Here is a 22296-nt window from a genome sequence, read left to right as displayed (position 1 = left end):
AAGCGCGATATCGCCGCGCGGCCGGTTCAATTCGGCTGCGGGCGGCGGCCGCGACAGGCGGCGCGCGGCCCGCGGTCACGTCATTTCAGTTCGGCAGCAAAATCTTCTTCCCAGTATTCGCCGGGCATGCGCGCGCTCGCGTCGTCGCCGCGCTCGATCTCGCGGCGGCGCAGCTCGACGCGGCGGATCTTCCCCGAGATCGTCTTCGGCAGATCGGCGAACTGCAGGCGGCGGATGCGCTTGTAAGGCGCGAGCTTCTCGCGCGAGAAACGGAAGATCTCCAGCGCGAGCGCGGGGCTTTCCTCGTAGCCCTGCCGCAGCGTGATGAAGGTCTTCGGCACCGACAGCCGCACGGGGTCGGGGCTCGGCACGACAGCCGCTTCCGCGATCGCCGGATGCTCGATCAGCACGCTTTCAAGTTCGAACGGGCTCAGCCGGTAGTCGGACGACTTGAACACGTCGTCCGCGCGGCCGATGTAGACGTAGTAACCGTCGTCGCCGCGCATCGCGATGTCCGACGTGCGGTAGTGGCCGTCGCACATCGCGTAGGCGGTTGCATCGGGGTTGTTCGCATAGCCTTTCATCAGGCCCACCGGGCGCGCGACGTCGGCGCCGATCGGCAGCGCGACCTCGCCTTCGGTCACGGGCGCGCCGTCCGGGTCGAGCAGCGTAATCCGGTAGCCGGGCAGCGGCCGGCCCATCGAGCCCGCGACCACCGGCTGGCCCGGCGAGTTGCCGATCAGGCAGGTCGTCTCGGTCTGGCCGTAACCGTCGCGAATGGCGATGCCCCACGCCTTCTTCACGCGCTCGATGATCTCGGGATTCAGCGGCTCGCCCGCGCCGACGATCTCGCGCAGCTTCACGTCGAACGACGCGAGCGGCTGCTGCACGAGCATGCGCCACACGGTGGGCGGCGCGCACAGCGTCGTCACCTGGTATTTGACGAGCGCATCGAGCACCACCTTCGGCTCGAAGCGCGCGTAGTTGAATGCGAACACGCAGGCCTGCGCGTTCCACGGCGCGAAGAAGCAGCTCCACGCGTGTTTCGCCCAGCCCGGCGAGCTGATGTTCCAGTGGATGTCGCCCGGCTGCAGGCCGACCCAGTACATCGTCGACAGGTGCCCGACCGGATAGGTGCGGTGCGTATGCTCGACGAGTTTCGGCTTCGACGTCGTGCCCGACGTGAAGTACAGCAGCATCGGATCGTTCGCGTGCGTGACGGCGTCCGGCTCGAATTCGGCGCTCGCCGCATAACCGTCGTTCATCGCGAGCCAGCCCGCGCGCGGCGCGCCGGCGACGATCTTCTGCGCGAGGCCGAGGCCGGGCTGGTCGAATTTCGCGGTTTCGTTCTCGTCGACGATCGCGTATTTCGCGCCGCCGATCTGCACGCGGTCGCGCACGTCGTCGGGCGACAGCTGCGTGGTGGCGGGCAGGACGATCGCGCCCAGCTTCATCGCGGCGAGCATCGCGTCCCACAGCTCGACACGGTTCGGCAGCATCAGCAGGATGCGGTCGCCGCGCACGACGCCGATCGAGCGCAGCCAGTTCGCGATCCGCGACGAACGCTCGGACATCTGCGCGAACGAATACGGATCGCCCGTGCCGGTGGCCGCGTCGACGATCCACAGTGCGGGCTGGTCGTTGCCGCGCGCCATCGGGTCGAAGTAGTCGAGCGCCCAGTTGAACGCGTCGAGCACCGGCCATTCGAAATCGCGGTACGCGGTTTCGTAGTCGGTGCGATGGCGCAGCAGAAAGTCGCGTGCGTTCAGGAATGCCTGTACCGTCATCGTTTTGTCTCCTGTCGACGAGAGTTAGCGCTTTAGCGCTTGCTCTCGTCCCATGCCTCGCGGTGAACCGGCAACATGGCTCCGGTCTCCTCTGTCGCGGTGCACGGTCACGTCGTTGCGTGCCGCGTTCACCGCACTGCCCTCGTGCCCTGCGCGATGCTTCCTTTCGACGCGGAATGTCGCGGCTCAAAGCTGCCGCGCGATCACCATCCGCTGCACTTCGCTGGTGCCTTCGTAAATCTGCGTGATGCGCGCGTCACGATAGTGGCGCTCGACTTCGTAATCGACCAGGTAGCCGTAGCCGCCGTGGATCTGGATCGCGTCCGAACACACGCGCTCGGCCATCTCCGACGCGAACAGCTTCGCCTGCGACGCTTCCGACAGGCACGGCAAGCCGGCCGTGCGCAGCTTCGCCGCGTGATGCACGAGCAGGCGCGCGGCGTTGATCTGCACGGCCATGTCGGCGAGCTTCTGCTGGATCGCCTGATGCTCGGCGATCGGCTTGCCGAACTGCACGCGCTCGCCCGCATAACGACGCGCCTTGTCGAACGCGGCGCGCGCGATGCCGAGTGCCTGCGCGGCGATGCCGATGCGGCCGCCCTCGAGATTCGACAAAGCGATCTTCAACCCTTCGCCGCGATTGCCGAGCAGGTTTTCTTCCGGAATCGCGCAGTTCTCGAACGTGATCGGGCACGTATCCGATGCACGGATGCCCATCTTCTTCTCGGGCTTGCCGACGATGAAACCCGGCGTGTCGGTCGGCACCAGGAACGCGGAAATGCCGCGCTTGCCGGCTTCCGGGTCCGTCATGGCAAAAACGATCGCCACCCCGGCGCGCTGGCCGTTGGTCACGAACTGCTTCGCGCCGTTCAGCACCCATTTGCCGTCGCGCAGTTCCGCACGCGTGCGCAGGTTGTTCGCCTCGGAGCCGGCCTGCGGCTCGGTCAGGCAGAATGCGCCGATCACGCGGCCCGCCGCCATGTCGGCCAGCCAGCGATCCTTCTGCGCGGGCGTGCCGAAACCGAGGATCGGCCCGCAGCCGACCGAGTTGTGCACGCTCATCATCGTCGCGCACGCGGCGTCGCCGGCGGCGACTTCCTCCATCGCCAGCGCGTAGGCTACGTAGTCCGTATACGAGCCGCCCAGCTCCTGCGGCACGATCATCCCGAGCAGGCCGAGTTCGCCGAGCTGCGCGACGATGGCGTCAGGCAGGTGCGCATCGTGGTCCCACTGCGCCGCGTTCGGTGCCAGCATCTCGGTGGCAAAGGCGCGTGCGGCGTCGCGGATCATCCGCTGGTCTTCGGTGTAAAGCTCGTCCATGGTGCTGCTGTCTCCCGCGGCCGCCGGGCGCGACCGTCCTTGCGTTTCGATGCAACAAGTGTAGGCAAGCACGCGCGACTGTTCGATGCTCGCGCCGCTCATTTACACTGAGCGTTTTTGCCACACCGGCGGCACGGATGAAGCAGGAAGACAAGGGAACCGTCGCGATCAGCCTCGTCGCTTACAGCGTCGCGCTCGCGACCCGGCGCGGCGTCGCGGCCGAACCGCTGCTCGCGCAGGCCGGCATCGCCCCGGCGCTGCTCGGGCAGCCGCGCGCACGCGTGTCCGCGCAACAATATGGCGCACTGTGGAACGCGATCGCGCGCACGCTCGACGACGAGTTTTTCGGGCAGGATCGCCACCCGATGCGCAGCGGCAGTTTCATCGCGATGAGCCAGGCGGCGCTAACCGCGCGCGACGGCCTGCACGCGATGGCGCGCGCGGTGAATTTCATGCACTGCGTGCTCGACGACCTGCACGCCGAACTCGACGCGAACCCGCAGCGCGTGCGGTTGCGCTTCGTGCACCGCAACAACGGTGCGACGCCGGCGATGTTCACGTACGCGACCTATTTCATCATCGTCTACGGGCTGACCTGCTGGCTGATCGGGCGGCGCATCCCGCTGCTGCATGCGAGCTTCCGCTGCGACACGCCGCCCGCCGACCATGAATATCCGTCGATGTTCTGCGACGACATGCGTTTCAACGAACCCGATTCGTATGTCGATTTCGATCCCGAATTCGCGACGCTGCCGGTCGTGCAGAACGCGAAAACGTTGAAGACGTTCCTGCGCAACGCGCCGGCGAGCTTCATCGTCAAGTACCGCAACCCGAACGCGCTCGCGCAGCGCGTGCGCGCGGTGCTGCGCGGGATGCCGCCCGCCGCGTGGCCGGGCGCGGGCGGGATGGCCGCGCGGCTGCACGTGGCCGAGGCCACGCTGCGCCGCAAGCTGCACCAGGAAGGCCACGCGTACCAGTCGATCAAGGACACGCTGCGGCGCGACCTCGCGTTCGAGGCGCTGGCCGACCCCGCGCGCACGATCGCCGACGTCGCGGCTGCAACCGGTTTCGCGGAACCGAGCGCGTTCTACCGCGCATTCCGCAAATGGAGCGGACGCAGCCCGGCCGACTATCGCGACGAAGTGCTCGCGCGCGGCGGCGGCGCGAGCTGAGGCCGGCCGGCACGGCGCTCGCTTCGCGCTTTCCGCCGAAACCGCCTAATCTTTAAGCATCGGGCCCACGCCCTTTCCGCAAGCCGGATGGCGCACGGCCACGCGCCGCCCGGACGCCCCGATGCACGTTCACCGTCACGGGCCGTCGCCGGTGCCTGCCACGCCCGGCGGCCACCCTCGTCACCCGCTGTCCGCGCGGGTCGCGCGCGCCGCGCTGTTCGCGGCGCTGCTCGTCGTGTGTGCCGCGGTCGCCGCGGTCGCCGCGCCGCCGTCCGCCGACACACCCGCCGCACCTGCCGCCGCCCGCCCGGTCATCGTGATCCCGATCAACGGCGCGATCGGGCCCGCCAGCGCCGATTTCATCGTGCGCTCGCTCGACCGTGCGGCACGCCAGCACGCGCCGCTCGCGATCCTGCAGCTCGACACGCCCGGCGGCCTCGACACGTCGATGCGGCAGATCATCAAGGCCATCCTCGGCTCGCCCGTGCCGGTCGCCGCGTTCGTCGCGCCGGGCGGCGCGCGGGCCGCCAGCGCGGGCACCTACATCGTCTATGCCAGCCACTTCGCGGCTATGGCGCCCGGCACCAATCTCGGCGCGGCGTCGCCGGTGCAGTTCGGCATCGGCGGTGCCGCGCCGCCGGGTGCGAACCCCGCTGCACCGCGCCCGCCGGCCGGAACCCCGGGTGCGTCAGGGGCATCCGGTGCGTCCGAGGCCGCCACGCAGGCCGCATTGCCGACCGACACGCAATCGACCGAGATCCGCAAGGCGATGCAGGACGCGTCCGCCTACATCCGCGGCCTCGCGCAGCTGCGCGGGCGCAATGCCGAATGGGGCGAGCGCGCGGTGCGCGAAGCCGTCAGCCTGTCGGCCAGCGAGGCGCGCGCGCAGCACGTCGTCGACCTGATCGCGCAAGATCCGGCCGACCTCGCGCGCCAGCTCGACGGCCATACCGCAACGACCACCGCCGGCACGGTGAAGCTCGCGACCACGCATGCGCCGCTCGTCATCGTCGAACCCGACTGGCGCAGCCGCTTCCTCGCGATCATCGCCGATCCGAACGTCGCGCTGATCCTGCTGACGATCGGCATCTACGGCCTCTTCTTCGAGTTCGCGAACCCCGGCTTCGTGCTGCCGGGCGTCGCCGGCACGATCTGCCTGCTGGTCGGGCTGTTCGCGATGCAGTTGCTGCCGATCAGCTATGCGGGCCTCGGCCTCGTGCTGCTCGGCCTCGGCTGCCTGGTCGCCGAGGCGTTCCTGCCGACCTTCGGCGTGCTCGGTTTCGGCGGGATCGTGTCGTTCACGATCGGCGCGCTGATGCTGATCGACACCGACGTGCCCGGCTACGGGATTCCGTGGCCCGTGATCGCGAGCCTGGCGCTCGGCGGCGGGCTGCTCGTCGCGGGGGTGTCGAGCGTCGCGCTGCGCGCGCGGCGGCGCCCGGTCGTGACGGGTGCCGAGGCGATGGTCGGCAGCATCGGCGAAGTGCTCGACGATGGCCTGCGCGCCGACCAGCCGCACGGCGCGGCCGGCACCGCTCCATCGGCCGCGGGCTGGGCGCGCGTGCATGGCGAGCGCTGGCGCGTCGCGAGCAGCGTGCCGCTCGCAGCCGGCTGCCGCGTACGCGTCACCGGCCGCCAGGGGCTGATGCTCACCGTCGCGCCGCTGTACGACGTGCCGGCGCAGGAACAACAACATCAAGGTGAACCAACATGATCGGCTACACATTCGGCTTCAGCAGCGTCCTGATCGTCTTCGCCGTGGTGCTCGTTGCGTCGTCGATCCGCATCTTCCGCGAGTACGAGCGCGGCGTCGTGTTCATGCTCGGCCGGTTCTGGAAAGTGAAGGGGCCGGGGCTCGTGCTGATCATCCCGATCGTTCAGCAAGTCGTGCGGATCGACCTGCGCACCGTCGTGTTCGACGTGCCGCCGCAGGACGTGATCACGCGCGACAACGTGTCGGTGAAGGTGAATGCGGTCGTGTATTTCCGCGTCGTCGATCCGGAAAAGGCCGTGATCCAGGTCGCGCGCTTCTTCGACGCGACGAGCCAGCTCTCGCAGACGACGCTGCGTTCGGTGCTCGGCAAGCACGAGCTCGATGCGCTGCTGGCCGAGCGCGAACAGCTGAACGCCGACATCCAGAAGACGCTCGATGCGCAGACCGATGCATGGGGGATCAAGGTATCGACCGTCGAGATCAAGCACGTCGACCTGAACGAGACGATGATCCGCGCGATCGCGCGACAGGCCGAAGCCGAACGCGAGCGGCGAGCGAAGGTGATTCATGCGGAGGGTGAACTGCAGGCATCGGAGAAGCTGCTGCAGGCCGCGCAGCGGCTCGCACTGCAGCCGCAGGCGATGCAACTGCGCTACCTGCAGACGCTGACGACGATCGCGGCGGACAAGAACTCGACGATCGTGTTTCCGCTGCCGATCGATCTGCTGGGGGCGTTGCTGGATCGGTTGGGTACGCCGCGCGAGCGCTGAGACGCGCGAGTTCCGGCCCGCGCGACGCGCCGCCGTCGATCCCGCCGGACACCGGGCCGCCACGGCCCGGCACCCGGCAGCAGGCACCCGTCAGGCGAGCAGCTTGCGCTCGCTCTTGCCGTACTTGATCGACTTCTCGTCGGGAATCATCAGGCCCGTGTGCTCGTCGCGGCCCTGCAGCAGGAAGCGCGCATCCGGCTGGCCGATCTGCCCAGCCGCGAGCTTGCTGTCCGCGCCGATCTCGCCCTTCTTCATCCGGTTGACGATCACGCCGGCCGCGGTGTCCTTGAAGTCGCGCAGCATCCACGCGTCGCCGTCGCTGTCGCCGAACACCAGCAGCGGGCCGTAGCCCTTCTTCGATACGAGCACGTTACGGATGCCCACCGTCTTGCCGGGCCCCCAGTTGAAATGCCAGCCGGCCGGATAGGTGCTCGTGTACTTGCCGTCCTGCATGTCGAGGCGCAGGCCGATCACGTTCTCCGGCGGCACGCCGTAGCCGTAGTTCGGATTGCCGGCGAACACGCGCACCACATCGTCGAGCGACGCGGTGCTCACGTACACGTCGATGCCGTTCGCGCGCAGCGTGTGCATCACCGCGCGGATTTCCTCATGGATGCGAATGCCGTGGAAATGCGTGTCGGCCACGACGCCGGCCTTGCCCGGCAGCGTCTTCGGGCTTTCGTAGCGAACCTTGCGCAGCGCGTCGCCGATCCCGTAGTTGTCCGACGCTTCCGCCATCGCCTGCAGCTCGGCGGTCGTCATGTTCTTGTAGAAATAGATGATCCACTTGTAGCCGACTTCGAGCGGGTGCGTGTCGCAGATCGCGTCGTACATGAAGTACAGCTTCGCGCGGAAATCCTTGAACTGGTCGGTCTCGTGAATCTCGTCGAGGCTCTTGCTGCCGCCGAAACCCTTGTAGTTCGCGTAGAGCCAGCGGTAGTCGGATTCGACGTCGGCGGCGAGATCCTCCATCGTCACCGGCTTGCCGTCGACGGTCGTGTAGTCCTTCATGAACGCGCCCTTCGGGACGTCCTTCCACATCACGCCGACGAATTCGTCCGGTGTCAGCTTGTATTGCAGATGGTTGATCTGGTACATCAGCAACGCCTCTTCGCAGTCGTTCATGATGCACGTGTTGTCCCAGTCGAACACCGCGTATGGGCGGCGCTTTTCGTCGTAGCGCGCGCTCGCGACGCCATGTTGGTCGAGCACCGCCTGCAGGCGCGCGGCGTTGAACGGCGACCAGCGGCCCGGGTCCAGCGCGTCCGGCGCGGTGGCGCTCTTTGCGTCGGCGGTGCCGGCCTTGAGCATCAGCGACGTCGCAGCGGTCGCCGCGGCAAGGGTGTTCATGAACTGGCGGCGTTGCATGGTCTCTCCGTGGAAATGTCGAATCGGTTCCGTTCACTGCCCCGTGCGGCGCATTGGCGGGTCATCGCCACCGCGAAGCCGGGACGGCTTCGAATCGGGGGCGAATGATGTGTCGAAATTATTTCGGCAATTTGACAGCGTCACGCCGCGACACGACGGCGAGTTGATCCGGCGCGACATGCCGGGCATCACGAAACGATCGAACACGGCCGTCCGGTCCGGCGACGCACCCGCTCGCGACATCGTCCGGAAACCTAGAGGCTCCCCTCCATTTCCCCCTGCCATTAGGACAAATCCTCACGTCCCGGCACGCGGAACCGTCTATGATCGTTACATTGTTCAATGACACATTAAATGCTGACTGAATAACCCGTGACGGCGACGCCGGCGGACGGATTCCGGATCAGCGCCCCCTTGGAGACGCATCATGGCCGACCACTCGCTGCCGGAAGTCCACCTCGACGAGCTGCCGCAATTCCGCACGGTCCAGCAGCTTGCCTACCGCTGTGTCGAGACCGTCGGCGCGATGCTCTACCCCGGCATCACCGAAAAGGAAGCCGCTCGCCTCCTGACCGAATGGCTGCAGGACAACGGCGTACACGACTGGCTGCACAAGCCGTTCGCGTGGTTCGGCGACCGCACCGCCTTCCAGGGCTTCTCGGGCCTCAAGCACATGGGCGGCTTCAATCTCGCGTTCTTCCCGAGCAACCGGCAGCTCGAAACCGACATGCCGGTGATCCTCGACGTCGCGCCGGTGCTCGACGGCATCGTGGCCGACGTCGGCTACGCGCACTGCCTCGGCCAGAACCCGATCCTCGAGCAGTTGCAGGACGACCTGATGGACCATCGCGACCTGATCGTGCGGCTCGTGAAGGCGCGCCGGCCGATGGCCGAGGTCGCGCAGGAAGTCGACGCGCTGTGCCGCCGCCAGGGCGTCGAGCCGCGCCACAAGGCCTATCCGTTCAAGGTGCTCGCGCATCGCGTCGCGAAGATCCACAAGCTGTCGAAGCCGCGCTTCGTCGCGCGCTTCGGGCTGAACGCGACGCGCAACCTGCTGCTTGACCAGGGGCGCGCGGCAAAACAGCAAGGCTGGTCGCCGCTGTGGTCGATCGACCGCCGCTCCGAGCATGCACCCGTGCCGGGCCTGTGGGCCGTCGAGCCGCATCTCGGCTTCGCCGGCGTCGGTGCGAAATTCGAAGAGTTGCTCGTGATCACCGAAGACGACGCGTACTGGCTCGACGACGACCTGCCGCACGTGCGCCGCTGGCAGCGCCGCCTGGCCGAGCGTGCGCAGGCCGTCGCGACCGTGCCGGCCGCCGCCTGACGCGAACCCGCCTTTCTCCCCACTCCCTGAACGACGGACTCACGATGCAGCCTCTTTCCGACGAAGCGCCGCTGGCCCTGTTCGAATCGGTTCATGGCGAAACGGCGGTCGCCTCCGGCGACCTGACGCTCGCGGTCAGGACCTGGGGCGACCCGGCCCGCTCGCCGGTCGTGCTCGTGCACGGTTATCCCGACGACAGCAGCGTCTGGCAGCACGTCGCGCCGCTGCTCGCGCGCAAACACTACGTGATCGCGTACGACGTGCGCGGCGCGGGCCTGTCCGGCGTGCCGCAGCGCACGGCCGACTACCACCTCGCGAAGCTGACCGACGATTTCGTCGCGGTGATCGACGCGCTCTGCCCCGGTCGCGCCGTACATCTGGTCGCGCACGACTGGGGCTCGATCCAGGGCTGGGAATTCGTCACCGATCCGCGCCTTTCCGGCCGCATCGCGTCATACACGTCGTGCTCGGGGCCGTGCCTCGACCATGTCGGCTTCTGGCTGCGCGAACGCGTGCTGCACCCGACGCCCGCGTCGCTCGCCAAGCTCGGCGGCCAGCTCGTGCGCTCGTGGTACGTGTACCTGTTCCACCTGCCGTTCATCCCGGAGCTCGGCTGGCGGCTGTGGCTCGGCCGCGCATGGCCGCGCCTGCTGCGCCGGCTCGAGAAAACGCCCGTCGCGCCGCGTCCGACGCAAGCCGACGACGGCGCGCGCGGCGTGCGCCTCTATCGCGCGAACTTCATCCGCTGCCTGTTCGCGCCGCGCGAACGCCATGCGCATGCACCGGTGCAGACGATCGTGCCGCTCGGCGACAAGTACGTGAGCCCCGCGCTGTCCGAGAACCTGTCGCGCTGGGTGCCGCAGTACTACCGCCGTGAGGTCGCGGCCGGCCACTGGCTGCCGCTCGCCGATCCGGCGCGCTTCGCGGATCTGGCCGGGCAACTGATCGACGCGGTCGAATCGGGCAACGAGCCGCCCGCACTCGCGAACGCGCGCCGCCGCGCAACGAGCGGCCGCTTCAGCGGCAAGGTTGCGGTGGTCACCGGCGCGGGCAGCGGCATCGGCCGCTGCGCGGCGCTCGCGTTCGCGCGCGAAGGCGCGACGATCGTCGCGTGCGACATCGATCTCGCGAGCGCCGAACGCACCGCGCTACTGATCGGGCTGACCGGCGCGCAGGCCCACGCGAAACGCGTCGACGTCGGGTCCGCCGACGAAATGGAAGCGCTGGCGACGTGGGTCGGCGACGAACTCGGCGGCGCCGACGTGGTGATCAACAACGCCGGCATCGGCATGGCCGGCGGCATCCTCGACACGAGCACGCGGCACTGGGAGCGCATCCTGCACGTGAACCTGTGGGGCGTGATCCACGGCTCGCGGCTGTTCGCGCAGCAGATGGCCGCGCGCGGCACCGGCGGGCACATCGTCAACACCGCGTCGGCCGCCGCGTTCGGGCCGTCGCGCGACCTGCCCGCGTATGCGACGACGAAGGCCGCCGTGCTGATGCTCAGCGAATGCATGCGCGCGGAGCTCGCGGAAAAGGGCATCGGCGTGACGGCCGTGTGCCCCGGCTTCGCGGAGACCGGAATCATGGCGTCGACGCAATACGCGGGCGCCAGTGCACAGGACGAAGCGCGGCTGCGCAAGCGCGCGACGAAGCTGTACCAGATGCGCGGCCTGAAACCCGAAACCGTCGCGCAGGCGATGGTCGACGGCGTGCTGCGCAACCGTCCCGTCGTCGCCGTCGGCGGCGAGGCGCATGCCATGCGTTTCGTCGGCCGCTTCATGCCGTGGCTCGGCCGGATGATCGCCCGCGTCAGCATGGCATCGCATTGACGGCGCACGACGCCGCACAGGGAGACAAAGATGACCGATACCGCCGACTATCACAAGATCAAGGCCCGGCACGTGAAGTTCGACTTCAGCGACACGCCGGTCACCTGGGTGCCGAACGACCCGGGCAGCACGCACATCATCAACACGCTGAACCTGCTGTTCCCGGAAGGCGAGCTGTGGTTCTGCCGCGTGTACAACAAGGCCTTGCCGCTGATCACCGACGCGCGCCTGCGCGACGAGGCCGAAGGCTTCCTGCGGCAGGAGGCCGTGCACTCGCGTTCGCACGGCGGCGTGCTGAAGCACTACTACGACCGGCACGGGATCGACACGAAGCCGTTCACGCAAAAGCTCAACCGGCTGTTCACGCGCGTGCTCGGCGAACAGCCGCTCGGGCTGAAGATCGGCCACACGCGTTTCTGGCTGCGGCAGCAACTCGCGGTGATCGCGTCGCTCGAGCATTTCTTCGGCTATCTCGGCAACTGGGTGCTCAACGCGCACGGGCTCGACGAGGGGAAAGCCGACCCGACGATGGTCGACCTGCTGCGCTGGCACGGCGCGGAAGAGGTCGAGCACCGCACGGTCGCGTTCGACATCTACCGGCACATGGGCGGCACCTATCCGGAGCGCTGCGTGCACATGGCGTTCGTGATCCTGCTGCTGCTCTACTACATCACGACGGGCGCGAAGTTCATGTACCGGCGCGACCCGGACGCCGGCCGCTACCCGGGTTTCGTGCTCGCGTGGTGGCAAGGCTCGCGGCGCGGGCACCTGCCGTCGTTCTGGAAGGTGATCGGCGCGGCGCTGCGCTATTTCAAGCCCGGCTATACGCCGCATCACGAAGGCTCGACCGAACAGGCGCTCGCCTACCTCGCCCGCTCGCCGGCCGCACAGGCGGCCGCGCACGGCGGCAACTGGGGCACGACGAAGGGCGCCTGACCGGGTTTCTTGCCGGCTCCACGGGCGGCGCCCGCCGAAATGCGTACAATCGCGGCTTCAATTTCCCGGAGGTGCCGCGATGGCCATGAAGAAAACCGATCTCGAAAAGAACAAGGCGCTCAAGCTGACGCACGCGATGAAGCAGTCGAGCTCCGCACGTTTCGGCAAGGGTGCCGAAGAAGCCGTCAAGCTCGACCGCCGCGCGCAGCGCAAGCTCGACCAGGAACAGGGCCTCGTGCCGTTCGCATGCAAGCTCAACGCCGAACTCGTCGAACAGCTGAAGGCGCGCGCGGCCACGCACCCGGAAGGGATGACGGGCCTGCTGTCCGAGCTGCTCGTAAACGGCCTCGCGCAACGCGACGCGTAACCGTCACGCATCTCGAAATTTCCGTTGACATTGATGCGCTGCCACGACACACTCGTTCGCATGCTTATGCTCAAGCCCACCGCCATCGCGCATGAAAACCGAGTGAACGCCCATCCGTGGCGATCACTGGAGGCGCTTGTGCGTTAGCATCGAGATTCAGTTGCGCATGTCACAAGGCCTCGCCGGAAACGGATGGGGCCTTTTTGTTTTGGTGCGCGTCATCCCGCCCGGCTCAACGGATGGAGATGACGATGGACCAAGCAAGCCGGCTGGTTGTCTGCCCCGATCGGTGCCGCACCGATGCGATCGCGTTGCCGCGGGTCGTGATCCAGTTCACGGTCGCGCCGCGCAAGACGCTGGCGTGGCGCGCGCAAAACGATGCCGAGATTCGCGTGCACGACGCGACGCTGTGGGTCACGCGGCTGGGCAGCGTCGACGATTACTGGATACGAACCGGCGACGTGCTGCGCGTGCGGCGCGGCGATCGCATCTGGATGAGCACCGACGACACCCGTCCGGCCGAAGCATCGATCACGACCGCGTACGCGACGGGACACAGTGCATGGCTCGCGCGTGCGCTTGTACGAATGCGCAGCCTGTTGCGCGAACGATGTCGAAGTCGCTCATGACGAACGCGTCGCGACGCATGCGATCCGGGTGCGCTGCCACTCGCGCGCAGCCGCCGACGCATCCCCTGCACTATCTCGAAAATTGTCGTTGACAACGCCGTTCCACGAAGACAAACTCGTTCGCATGCCTACGTACACGCTCGTCTCCGCCTCGATTCATCGATCGATGAACATTCGAAAGAATGGTTCACGGGAGGCGCTTGTGCGTTAGCAATCGGGCAGTACCGCATGTCACACAAGGCCTCGCCGGAAACGGATGAGGCCTTTTTGTTCTGGTGCGCGTCATCCATCCGGCTCAATCACTGGAGAAGACGATGGACCAGGCAAGCCCGCTGTTTGACCGTCCCGATCGGCGCCACGCCGGCACAATCGCGTTACCGACTGTCGTGATCCGTTTCGCGGTCGCGCCGCGCACGACGATGACCTGGCGCGCGCCGCGGGACGCGGAGCTCCGCACGCATGGCGCGGCGCTGTGGGTCACGCGCCCGCCGAGCGTCGACGATTGCTGGGTGCAGCCCGGCGACGTGCTGCGCATCGCACGCGGCGAACGCATCTGGCTCGGCACCGTTGCCGACCGGCCGGCCGAAGCGACGCTCACGACCGCTTACGTGCGTCGCGGCGAGCGCTTCAGGCGCACGCTCGCGCAAGTGCAACGTTTGCTCTTCGGGATAGCGGGAAGGAGTGGATGAGCGACGTGCCGTCAGGCACGCGAGACGCAGAACGGCCGCGACCGAAAACGGGCGCACCCGCGGCATGAGGCGCCGCGGGTGCGCATCGAATGACGCGACACGCCGGTGCGTGCCGCGAGCGATCGCGCGCCGCGATGCAGCTGATGCATCAGGTGCTGGCGGCGAGACGCGGGCCCGTGCTGCGGGGAGTGGAATCGAGGTCGGGGCGTTGCGCTGCCTGCGAGGTCACCCACGGATCGATGCCCTGCTTCTGCACCTCCTCGAGGAATGACACACGTGTGCGCCAGTAATCCGCTTGTAATTTCGCGTCGATGACGCGCTGTTCGGCAGCGAACAGTTCCATGCGCGCCGTCACGAGCATCGACGCAGCGGTTTTTTCCGGCGTGGGGGCGTGTCGCATCGCCCAACGGCTGATCCAGTTCAACATGCTGACCTCCGTGATTACGGACGAACCCGCATCGGGCAATCGCAATCGGCCGTGCCTGCCCGAACGCGCAACGGCCTTGACCGCACTTCACCGCCCGGCCTGCACGGACTGCGACTCCCCCGCGTCGGCAATTACCGGCCGGCGTGTGCATGCGCGGTGTATCTATCCTAGAAAGACTTGCCGGTTTATGCGATGGGGTCTTGCAATCTTTTACACAGAAACCACAGTCGCCCCCGCATCACGACATGACAGTTGCGGGCGGGACGGCTTCGGCGCACGATAGCCCGATATCGGCAACCGCCTGGACTGAAGAATGGCGGCTGCACGCCGCTGCCGGGCCTCTGCACCGGCCGCGCACGTGCTGCCTGCCCCACGTTCGTGCAGCATGCGGGCGCTCCGTTTCAGCCGGATGTCATCCCGCACCCGCCACGCGCGCCACACCGCGCGCCGCTTTGTGCGTCCGCTTGCACGTCCGGTTTGCGCTCGCTTCGCACGTTGTTGCGCACGCATCGGCCGGCTCCGTTCACTTGCCTCGCCCCCTTGCCTTGCTCCCGTTTCCGCCATTTCTTCCGGTTCGTTCCACCCGAACCGGTAAAATGCGCGCCTTCGCCGCGCGGCCGGGTTGCCAGACCGTTCGCGCGCCGGCAGCCGACCGATCTTGCGATCGTGCCCCCAACTATATCGTCCGAGCTATCCGCGCTATTACAATCCGCCGATAGCCGGGCAATAGTGGCTGGTTACATTAAGCCCGCCGTCCGCTGCCCGTACAACAATTCGGCACAACAAGCAACACGACAACCCGACCGGAGAAACGCCTTCATGGAATCCATCAAGCGGTATTTCGGCTTCGCTGAAGCCGGCACCGACTTCCGCACCGAAATACTCGCGGGCGTCACCACGTTCCTGACGATGGCCTATATCATCTTCGTCAACCCCGCGATCCTCGGCGACGCCGGCATGCCGAAGGAATCCGTGTTCGTCGCGACCTGCCTCGTCGCGGCGCTGGCATCGATCATCATGGGGCTGTACGCGAACTACCCGATCGCATGCGCGCCCGGCATGGGCCTGAACGCGTATTTCGCGTACACGGTCGTCAAGGGGATGGGCTTCACGTGGCAGGCCGCGCTGGGCGCGGTGTTCATCTCCGGCTGCCTGTTCCTGCTCGTCACGCTGTTCCGCGTGCGCGAGGCGATCGTCAACGGCATTCCGAAATCGCTGCGGATCTCGATCACCGCGGGTATCGGCCTGTTCCTCGGCATCATCTCGCTGAAGACGTCGGGCGTGATCGTCGGCAACCCGGCCACGCTCGTCACGCTCGGCGACCTGCACAAGCCCACGACGATCCTCGCGATCATCGGCTTCTTCACGATCGTCACGCTCGACCACCTGCGCGTGCGCGGCGCGATCCTGATCGGCATCATCGGCGTGACGATCCTGTCGTTCTTCTTCGGCGGCAACCAGTTCCACGGCGTGTTCTCCGCGCCGCCGTCGATCGATGCGACGCTGTTCAAGCTCGACATCGGCGCCGCGCTGTCGACCGGCATCATCAACGTGATCCTCGTGTTCTTCCTCGTCGAGCTGTTCGATGCGACCGGCACGCTGATGGGCGTCGCGAACCGCGCGGGCCTGCTCGTCGAAGGCAAGATGAACCGCCTGAACAAGGCGCTGCTCGCCGACAGCACGGCGATCGTCGCGGGCTCGGTGCTCGGCACGTCGTCGACCACCGCGTATATCGAAAGCGCATCGGGCGTGCAGGCCGGCGGCCGCACGGGCGTGACGGCCATCACCGTCGCGGTGCTGTTCCTCGCGTGCCTGTTCATCGCACCGCTCGCCGGCGTCGTGCCGGCATATGCGACGGCACCGGCACTGCTGTACGTGTCGTGCCTGATGCTGCGCGAGATGGTCGAGGTGCCGTGGGACGATGCAACGGAAGCCGTGCCGGCCGCGCTCACCGCGCTGCTGATGCCGTTCACGTACTCGATCGCGAACGGCGTCGCGTTCGGCTTCATCGCTTACGGCGGCCTCAAGCTGCTGACGGGCCAGGCCCGCTCGGTCAAGCCGATCGTGTGGATCATCGCGGCCGTGTTCCTGTTCCGCTTCTTCTATCTCGGCAGCGAGTGACGGTCGCGCTTCGGCGCGATGCACGACGAACGAACGCCACCTTCGGGTGGCGTTTTCGTTGGGCGGGTCGCGCGGGCCCGCCCGCGCGCATCACGGCGTCGCGACGCCCTTGAGTTCCTCGTCGTACAGCCGCTGCGCCAGCGGCGGATCCAGCGTCTTGACGCGGCGGTACAACTGCATCGCGTCATCGATCCGCCCGGTGCGGCGATAGGCGACCGCCAGGTTGGCGATCACGTGTGCGTCGTCGGGATACGCGCGGTTCATGCCCTCGAAGATCCCGACCGCCGCATCGGGCCGGTTGCCGCGGATCGCCGCGATGCCCGTTGCCTCGAGCGCCAGCCGGTTCACCGGATCGAGTTTCAACGCCTGCCCGGCTGCCGCCATCGCTTCGTCGGGCTGGCCCGATTCGTTCAGCATGCTCGCGAGCGCACTCCACCAGTCCGCCTGCCGACCGTCCAGCGCAATCGCGCGCCGGTATGACGTTGCCGCCTGCGGATACCGGCCAAGCTGCATCAGCGTCGTGCCGTGCATCACCCACGTCTGCGCGTTGCGATCATTCAACTCGATGGAGCGGTCGAGCGCGTTCAGCGCATCGGTGAAGTTCGACTGCGTCATGTAGAGCGCGCCCCGCCGCAGCCAGTAATCGGCATCGACGGGTGCCGCATCGACCGCATGACGCATCGCAGCAGTCGCCTGGTCGGGCTGGTCGTGCAGTGCATAGGCCTGGGCCAGCGCACCCTGGACCCGTGCGATCGCGACGGGGTTGTCAGGCAGGGCTTTCAGGGCCGTCAGCGCATGCTGGTAGCTGCCGATCGCATCCGCCATGTGCCCGAGTTCGTACTGCGTGTGCCCGAGCGAGTACCAAAGCTGCGGATCGTCCGGAAACACCTTCACCGCGTCCTGCAGCACGCCGATGGCGGCCGGCCCGTCCGCCTGCGCCCGGGCCAGCAGATCCCAGGCGTAGGCCCGTCGAAATCCGGTCAATTCATGCACCGCGCGCTCCAGCAATGGGCGCGCGGCAGCCTTGTCGTCGCGCTGGAAATACACGATACCGAGGTTCATGACCATCACCGCATCGGACGGATCGGCCTGCATGCCGGAACGGAATGCATCGATCGCGCGATCCGGCTGCCCCATTTCCGAGTAGGTCCCGCCGAGCCCGTTCCAGCCCGTTGCATACGACGGATCGATCTCGACCGAGCGGCGATAGGCGGCCAGGGCGAGCGTCAAACGATCGGGCAAACGGCTCGCGCGATATGCATTGCCGAGATGGTTCCAGGCCCACGTGCTTTGCGGGCGCGCGGCCGTCCATGCACGATCGTGGCGAATCATTCCGTCGAGATCCTGCGCCGCATCGTACGCGCGTGCCTGGCTCATCCAGGCGGTCGTCTCGAGCGGCAGGTCGACGGCCGGCATCCGCGCGGCCACGGTCGCGATCCATTCGACCGGCAGCACCATGTAGAGCGTCGCGGTCTTTTCCGCGCGGTCGACAACCATGCCGATCAGGCGATCCTGGTCGTCATAGACGCCGGCGCCCGGCTGCGGCGCGACCGGTGCGGTCTCGTCGGGCGACATAACCACACCGAAATGCACACCGTGGTCCGCCACCCACGCATTGCAGCACGCGCGCACCGCAACGAGGCCGTGGCGGCCGAAGCGCGCACCGCTCATATAGGCCTTCTTCGCAGTTTCGGGGGTTCGTGCAGTCAAAGGAACAGCAGGAACGTCGAGTTCCGTCGTTTCGACGATGCAGACATCGCGATCCTGGTTGCCCGCAACGAGACGCGCGGGGTGACGGCGGCCATCGGCCGGGACAACGTCGATCGATTCCCGGCCCGCGAGCCGATGGCACAGCGTGGCGACGCGCCCCGGCGCGACGACGATGCCGCCGGTCGTGACGTCGCCCGTGACGACATCGACCTCGCCGCGCGCAACGCTGCCCGTTGCGGCGTCGGGTGACCGAACCGCCGCGTCAGCGGCGGGCAGGCCGGCCGCGGCCAGCCATGCGCACGCCAGCAGGCGGCGCGCCTTTCCCCATCCCGAACGGTTGTCCACGTGCGGTGCCCTCTTGTTGTTGTATTGGAATTCGAATGATTTTCTCTGCGATCCTGACGAATCGATACGCCGGGTCGTGCCGGCACACTAGCAGCCGGCCGGGCGCGGCAGCAATCCGGTGCGGCCCGCATACGAAAATGCCGCCCGGGCCCGCCGAACGGCATCGCATGAAAGGCAACGTCTTCGCGTGCGCGGCGTTCAGCGACGCGCGCAGCAGGACGGGCGTCGTGTCGTCAGCGCCAGTTGGCCTCGTAGAAGCGGACGTAGCCGCTGCGCAGCGTCACGCATTGCGCGCGCGTCTCCGACAGCAGGCGCCGTGCAGCCGCCTCGATACGGTCGCGGTGCTGGTCGAATGCACCGACCATGTCCTCGAAGCGCGGCGAAGCCGCACCGAAGTGGTCTTCCAGCGCCTCGGCGGTGATCTGACATTGAACGCGCTCGCCATTCACCAACGCCGTGAACGCAAGCATCAGGTCGCGCCCCGAATACTCGGGCTTCTCGTTCGTGAAATGGATTTGCATGGGACCCGCCTCGACCGGTAGAAAACGAATGACCGCGTCCGTCGTCCGCCACCGGCCGGACGAAATGTACGCGGGCTCGCCGGCGGGGCACGGCCCGCGGGTAATGGCGCGGGTAATGCATGCCGGTTGCTTTCCACTTTAGACGGTTTCGCGCGGGAGACAAAATTTACGGCGTGCGTCGTTCCGACGCGCATTTCATCTGATCAGCGCGGCATCCGGCACCGTTTCGGAAACCGGCGTCAGTGAGGGTCGTTGGGCCAGACGTTGAGCGCAATTGCGGCCGTCGTGGCGCCGACCGCAATCGCGGCCGCCCCATATCGCACCGCATCGGTCAGATCGAACAGCAGCCCGTGGATCGCCACGGCAATGCCGCCCAGCATGATGAATGTGGCGATGGCCGCCAGCACGACTCTCAGTTCCGTCCGAACCATGATGCGTCTCCCGAACGGATGCATGTCACGTCGCATGCATGTTGCAATGCGGAACACGGCGCGTGCGTGCTCCGTTTCCATCATTGCAGGCGGGCATTTAAAAGCAAGTGGATTTTATACGCGGTCGCACATCGCACGCGGCGCTTGTATGATGATGTGTGCCCGGATGGCCGGCGTTCGCGCGTCGATGGTGCGCCGCACGCGCTGGCGGGAACCGGTAGAGGAATCCGGCGAGCACGTGTGTGCCGGATCGGCCGGATTCGAGGAGCGTGGGGCTCGGGTGGCGCTGGAGTGGTAACCCGGGTCGACCGTGAAGCAGAGGCTCGAGTGCTAACTTGGGTCGACTGCGAAGCATGGGGTCCGAGTAAGCGCTAAAAAGCCAACTCGGGTCGCCCGCAAAGCACGGGACCAGAGTAAGCGCTAAAGCGCCAACTCGGGCCGACCGCGAAGCATGGGACCCGAGTAAGCGCTAAAGCGCTAACTCGGGTCGACAGGAGACAAGTCATGCCGCAACCTTTCGTGCTGCCCGCCGCCGCGGGTCGCACCGACCTGCTCGCGCAGGCGCATGCGCGTTCGACCGCGGTCGGCCTGCGCGCGCACGAACGTCCCGATTTCTCGCCGCTGTCGCGCATCGCGCTGCGCGAACTGCTCGACACGAATCACGCGCTGTTCTCGCACGCCCGCCCGGTCATGGAGAACCTCCACGCGCAAATCGCCGACACGCAAAGCCTCGTGCTGCTGACCGACGCGGACGGCGTCATCCTGCACAGCATCGGCGACGCGGACTTCATCGAAAAAGCCAACCGCGTCGCGCTGTGCACGGGCGTTTCGTGGGCGGAAGGCGCACGCGGCACCAACGCGATCGGCACCGCGCTCGCATCGGGCCAGGCCGTCGCCGTGCACGGCGACGAACACTTCCTGCGCGCCAACCACATCCTCACCTGCTCATGCGCGCCGATCTTCGACCCGTTCGGCCGCACGCTCGGCACGCTCGACGTCAGCGGCGATCCGCGCGGCTCGAGCCCGCACACGCTCGCGCTCGTGCGGATGTCCGCGCAACTGATCGAGAACCACCTGTTCGCGAACCAGTGCGCGGAAGCCCTGCGGCTGCGCTTTCATGCGCACGAGGAATGCGTCGATTCGCTGTTCGCCGGGCTCGTCGCCTTCGGCCCCGACGGCGGACTGATCGCCGCGAACCGCAGCGCACAATTCCAGCTCGGCGCGTCGTTCGACGCACTGCAACATCAGGCCAGCGACGCGCTGTTCGGCATGCGCTTCAGCCAGCTCGCGCAGCAGGCGGCACGCGCACCCGGTGCGATGTTCCGCCTCACGCTGTCGACCGGCGTACGCGTGCTGGCGCGCTGCGAATTCGCGGAAGCGCACAAGACCGCCGTCGCCGTCACGCCGCCCGCACCCGCTGCACGCGTGCGCACAGCGGACCCCGATGCGATCACGTTCGCAACGCTCGACACGGGCGACGCACGCATGGCCGCCGTGCTCGAACGCGTCGCGAAGATCCGCGGGCGCGACCTGCCGCTGTTGATCCTCGGCCAGACCGGCACCGGCAAGGAATGGCTCGCCCGCGCACTGCACCAGGCATCGCCTCGCGCGGACGGCCCGTTCGTCGCGGTCAACTGCGCGGCGCTGCCCGATTCGCTGATCGAGGCCGAGCTGTTCGGCTATGAGGACGGCGCGTTCACCGGCGCGCGCAAGCGCGGCAGCCCCGGCAAGATCGTGCAGGCCGATGGCGGCACGCTGTTTCTCGACGAAATCGGCGACATGCCGCTCGCGCAGCAGGTCCGGCTGATGCGCGTGCTGCAGGAACGCGCGGTGATGCCGCTCGGCGGCGCGCGCGCGGTGCCCGTCGACGTGCGCGTGGTCTGCGCGACCCATCGCGACCTGCGCGCGATGATCGCGGAAGGCACGTTCCGCGAAGACCTGTTCTACCGGATCAACGGGCTCGCGGTCACGCTGCCGGCGCTCGCCGCACGCACCGACCTGCCCGCGCTCGTCGAGCGGATTCTCGCGCGGCTTGCACGCAGCGAACCGATGCCGCGCCGCATCGCGGCCGACGTGCTCGACGCGTTCACGCGCCACCGCTGGCCCGGCAACCTGCGCCAGATGACCAACGTGCTGCGCACGGCCGGCATGCTGGCCGAGGACGAAGACGAAATCACGCTCACCCATTTGCCCGACGATTTCTGGCTCGACTGCGACGACGCGCCGGCGGCGCCGTCATCCGCGGCACCGGCCGCATCGGCCGGCCCGCACGAAGGCACGACGCTGCAACACCATCAGGCCGCGGTGATCGATGCCGTGCTGGCACGGCATGGCGGCAACGTGTCGGCGGCCGCGCGCGAGCTCGGCCTCGCCCGCAATACCGTGTACCGGCACCTGCGCCGGCATTGACACCGGCGGCCGGCCGACGCCGGCCGTTAGCCCGTTCGGGTATGCTTGGCGCGTTGCCGCCGAATCGCCGCCCGCCTTCGCCATGACCCATCCGGAACACCCTCCCCTCGTGCGCATCGAGCCGCTCGGCGCGACCTTCGATGCGCCCGATTCGCTCACACTGCTCGAAGCCGCCGCGTTCGCGCGCGTGTCGCTGCCGCGTTCGTGCCGCAACGGCACATGCCGAAGCTGCCTTTGCCGGATCGTCAGCGGCAGCGTACGCTACACGATCGAATGGCCGGGGCTGAGCCGCGAGGAAAAGGCCGACGGCTATACGCTGCCGTGCGTGGCCGTCGCGACGTCGGACCTCGTGCTCGACGTGCCCGACGCGGTCATGCTCGACTAGACGCGGCCCGCGGTCGCGCGTGCCGTCCGGCAAAGGTTG

Annotated in this window: 19 protein-coding genes; 12 read left to right on the top strand and 7 right to left on the bottom strand. The window is 67.5% G+C overall.

Annotated elements, in window-relative coordinates:
• Positions 1 to 80 precede the first annotated feature (80 nt).
• Both ABY44_RS18805 and ABY44_RS18800 read right to left on the bottom strand, forming a co-directional pair.
• Positions 81 to 1787 (bottom strand): AMP-binding protein, encoded by a 1707-nt coding sequence (locus ABY44_RS18805; protein ID WP_431641573.1) that lies wholly within the window; start codon positions 1785 to 1787, stop codon positions 81 to 83.
• Positions 1788 to 1973: 186 nt separating this feature from the next.
• Positions 1974 to 3107: an acyl-CoA dehydrogenase family protein gene (locus ABY44_RS18800; RefSeq protein ID WP_027789617.1), complete on the bottom strand. Its 1134-nt coding sequence runs from the start codon at positions 3105 to 3107 to the stop codon at positions 1974 to 1976.
• Positions 3108 to 3244: 137 nt separating this feature from the next.
• Between ABY44_RS18800 and ABY44_RS18795 the strand changes: the two genes are divergently transcribed.
• From ABY44_RS18795 to ABY44_RS18785, 3 genes are all read left to right on the top strand, one after another.
• Positions 3245 to 4279, top strand: coding sequence for an AraC family transcriptional regulator (locus ABY44_RS18795; RefSeq protein WP_059588755.1), 1035 nt, complete (start codon positions 3245 to 3247; stop codon positions 4277 to 4279).
• Positions 4280 to 4400: 121 nt separating this feature from the next.
• Entirely contained in the window at positions 4401 to 5993 is a 1593-nt protein-coding gene (locus tag ABY44_RS18790; protein ID WP_059698293.1) for an NfeD family protein, read from the top strand.
• On the top strand, positions 5990 to 6763 hold the full coding sequence (locus ABY44_RS18785; RefSeq protein WP_060173642.1) for a slipin family protein: 774 nt from the start codon (positions 5990 to 5992) through the stop codon (positions 6761 to 6763). The genes ABY44_RS18790 and ABY44_RS18785 overlap by 4 nt, the downstream gene beginning before the upstream one ends.
• Before the next feature lie 90 nt (positions 6764 to 6853).
• On the opposite strand, the gene ABY44_RS18780 is transcribed toward ABY44_RS18785, so the two are convergent.
• Entirely contained in the window at positions 6854 to 8131 is a 1278-nt protein-coding gene (locus tag ABY44_RS18780) for an HAD family hydrolase (RefSeq protein ID WP_059698299.1), read from the bottom strand.
• A 427-nt stretch (positions 8132 to 8558) separates the two neighbouring features.
• Here ABY44_RS18780 and ABY44_RS18775 point away from each other — a divergent pair, with 427 nt between their 5' ends.
• The 6 genes from ABY44_RS18775 to ABY44_RS18750 all read left to right on the top strand — a co-directional run bounded on the left by ABY44_RS18775 (position 8559) and on the right by ABY44_RS18750 (position 13908).
• Positions 8559 to 9455 carry a M24 family metallopeptidase gene (locus tag ABY44_RS18775; protein ID WP_060173643.1) on the top strand — a complete coding sequence of 299 codons (897 nt, stop codon included), beginning with the start codon at positions 8559 to 8561 and terminating at the stop codon, positions 9453 to 9455.
• 44 nt (positions 9456 to 9499) lie between these two features.
• Positions 9500 to 11287, top strand: a complete 1788-nt coding sequence (locus tag ABY44_RS18770) for an SDR family oxidoreductase (RefSeq protein WP_060173644.1) — start codon at positions 9500 to 9502, stop codon at positions 11285 to 11287.
• A gap of 30 nt (positions 11288 to 11317) precedes the next feature.
• Positions 11318 to 12223, top strand: a complete 906-nt coding sequence (locus tag ABY44_RS18765) for a metal-dependent hydrolase (protein ID WP_027789624.1) — start codon at positions 11318 to 11320, stop codon at positions 12221 to 12223.
• A 79-nt stretch (positions 12224 to 12302) separates the two neighbouring features.
• A complete protein-coding gene (locus tag ABY44_RS18760) occupies positions 12303 to 12590 on the top strand; it encodes a hypothetical protein (protein ID WP_027789625.1) in 288 nt (95 codons plus the stop codon).
• A gap of 251 nt (positions 12591 to 12841) precedes the next feature.
• Positions 12842 to 13219, top strand: a complete 378-nt coding sequence (locus ABY44_RS18755; RefSeq protein WP_059698527.1) for a DUF2917 domain-containing protein — start codon at positions 12842 to 12844, stop codon at positions 13217 to 13219.
• 314 nt (positions 13220 to 13533) lie between these two features.
• Entirely contained in the window at positions 13534 to 13908 is a 375-nt protein-coding gene (locus ABY44_RS18750) for a DUF2917 domain-containing protein (protein WP_027789627.1), read from the top strand.
• Between the two features lie 148 nt (positions 13909 to 14056).
• On the opposite strand, the gene ABY44_RS18745 is transcribed toward ABY44_RS18750, so the two are convergent.
• Positions 14057 to 14335: a hypothetical protein gene (locus ABY44_RS18745; protein WP_006480752.1), complete on the bottom strand. Its 279-nt coding sequence runs from the start codon at positions 14333 to 14335 to the stop codon at positions 14057 to 14059.
• An 819-nt stretch (positions 14336 to 15154) separates the two neighbouring features.
• Between ABY44_RS18745 and ABY44_RS18740 the strand changes: the two genes are divergently transcribed.
• Positions 15155 to 16456, top strand: coding sequence for an NCS2 family permease (locus ABY44_RS18740; RefSeq protein ID WP_021163282.1), 1302 nt, complete (start codon positions 15155 to 15157; stop codon positions 16454 to 16456).
• 90 nt (positions 16457 to 16546) lie between these two features.
• On the opposite strand, the gene ABY44_RS18735 is transcribed toward ABY44_RS18740, so the two are convergent.
• From ABY44_RS18735 to ABY44_RS18725, 3 genes are all read right to left on the bottom strand, one after another.
• On the bottom strand, positions 16547 to 18511 hold the full coding sequence (locus ABY44_RS18735) for a serine protease (protein WP_060173645.1): 1965 nt from the start codon (positions 18509 to 18511) through the stop codon (positions 16547 to 16549).
• A gap of 233 nt (positions 18512 to 18744) precedes the next feature.
• Entirely contained in the window at positions 18745 to 19032 is a 288-nt protein-coding gene (locus ABY44_RS18730) for a DUF1488 domain-containing protein (RefSeq protein WP_011354308.1), read from the bottom strand.
• A 239-nt stretch (positions 19033 to 19271) separates the two neighbouring features.
• Entirely contained in the window at positions 19272 to 19463 is a 192-nt protein-coding gene (locus ABY44_RS18725) for a DUF2964 family protein (RefSeq protein WP_011354307.1), read from the bottom strand.
• A gap of 504 nt (positions 19464 to 19967) precedes the next feature.
• Here ABY44_RS18725 and ABY44_RS18720 point away from each other — a divergent pair.
• Both ABY44_RS18720 and ABY44_RS18715 read left to right on the top strand, forming a co-directional pair.
• Entirely contained in the window at positions 19968 to 21872 is a 1905-nt protein-coding gene (locus ABY44_RS18720) for a sigma-54-dependent Fis family transcriptional regulator (protein ID WP_060173646.1), read from the top strand.
• An 82-nt stretch (positions 21873 to 21954) separates the two neighbouring features.
• Positions 21955 to 22257, top strand: coding sequence for a 2Fe-2S iron-sulfur cluster-binding protein (locus ABY44_RS18715; protein ID WP_027789629.1), 303 nt, complete (start codon positions 21955 to 21957; stop codon positions 22255 to 22257).
• Positions 22258 to 22296: the final 39 nt, after the last annotated feature.

The sequence above is a fragment of the Burkholderia sp. ZZQ-2 genome (genome assembly GCF_050768715.1).
Lineage (GTDB): Bacteria > Pseudomonadota > Gammaproteobacteria > Burkholderiales > Burkholderiaceae > Burkholderia > Burkholderia cepacia.
Note: the sequence above shows the minus strand (reverse complement) of the source record. Positions and strands in the feature narration are given on the sequence as shown.

Coding starts and splice junctions, on each gene's coding strand:
- ABY44_RS18785 (WP_060173642.1), top strand. CDS start 5,990: ATGATCGGCTACACATTCGGCTTCAGCAGCGTCCTGATCGTCTTCGCC.
- ABY44_RS18790 (WP_059698293.1), top strand. CDS start 4,401: ATGCACGTTCACCGTCACGGGCCGTCGCCGGTGCCTGCCACGCCCGGC.
- ABY44_RS18805 (WP_431641573.1), bottom strand. CDS start 1,787: ATGACGGTACAGGCATTCCTGAACGCACGCGACTTTCTGCTGCGCCAT.
- ABY44_RS18750 (WP_027789627.1), top strand. CDS start 13,534: ATGGACCAGGCAAGCCCGCTGTTTGACCGTCCCGATCGGCGCCACGCC.
- ABY44_RS18770 (WP_060173644.1), top strand. CDS start 9,500: ATGCAGCCTCTTTCCGACGAAGCGCCGCTGGCCCTGTTCGAATCGGTT.
- ABY44_RS18775 (WP_060173643.1), top strand. CDS start 8,559: ATGGCCGACCACTCGCTGCCGGAAGTCCACCTCGACGAGCTGCCGCAA.
- ABY44_RS18795 (WP_059588755.1), top strand. CDS start 3,245: ATGAAGCAGGAAGACAAGGGAACCGTCGCGATCAGCCTCGTCGCTTAC.
- ABY44_RS18740 (WP_021163282.1), top strand. CDS start 15,155: ATGGAATCCATCAAGCGGTATTTCGGCTTCGCTGAAGCCGGCACCGAC.
- ABY44_RS18725 (WP_011354307.1), bottom strand. CDS start 19,463: ATGGTTCGGACGGAACTGAGAGTCGTGCTGGCGGCCATCGCCACATTC.
- ABY44_RS18760 (WP_027789625.1), top strand. CDS start 12,303: ATGGCCATGAAGAAAACCGATCTCGAAAAGAACAAGGCGCTCAAGCTG.
- ABY44_RS18730 (WP_011354308.1), bottom strand. CDS start 19,032: ATGCAAATCCATTTCACGAACGAGAAGCCCGAGTATTCGGGGCGCGAC.
- ABY44_RS18745 (WP_006480752.1), bottom strand. CDS start 14,335: ATGTTGAACTGGATCAGCCGTTGGGCGATGCGACACGCCCCCACGCCG.
- ABY44_RS18720 (WP_060173646.1), top strand. CDS start 19,968: ATGCCGCAACCTTTCGTGCTGCCCGCCGCCGCGGGTCGCACCGACCTG.
- ABY44_RS18715 (WP_027789629.1), top strand. CDS start 21,955: ATGACCCATCCGGAACACCCTCCCCTCGTGCGCATCGAGCCGCTCGGC.
- ABY44_RS18765 (WP_027789624.1), top strand. CDS start 11,318: ATGACCGATACCGCCGACTATCACAAGATCAAGGCCCGGCACGTGAAG.
- ABY44_RS18800 (WP_027789617.1), bottom strand. CDS start 3,107: ATGGACGAGCTTTACACCGAAGACCAGCGGATGATCCGCGACGCCGCA.
- ABY44_RS18755 (WP_059698527.1), top strand. CDS start 12,842: ATGGACCAAGCAAGCCGGCTGGTTGTCTGCCCCGATCGGTGCCGCACC.
- ABY44_RS18780 (WP_059698299.1), bottom strand. CDS start 8,131: ATGCAACGCCGCCAGTTCATGAACACCCTTGCCGCGGCGACCGCTGCG.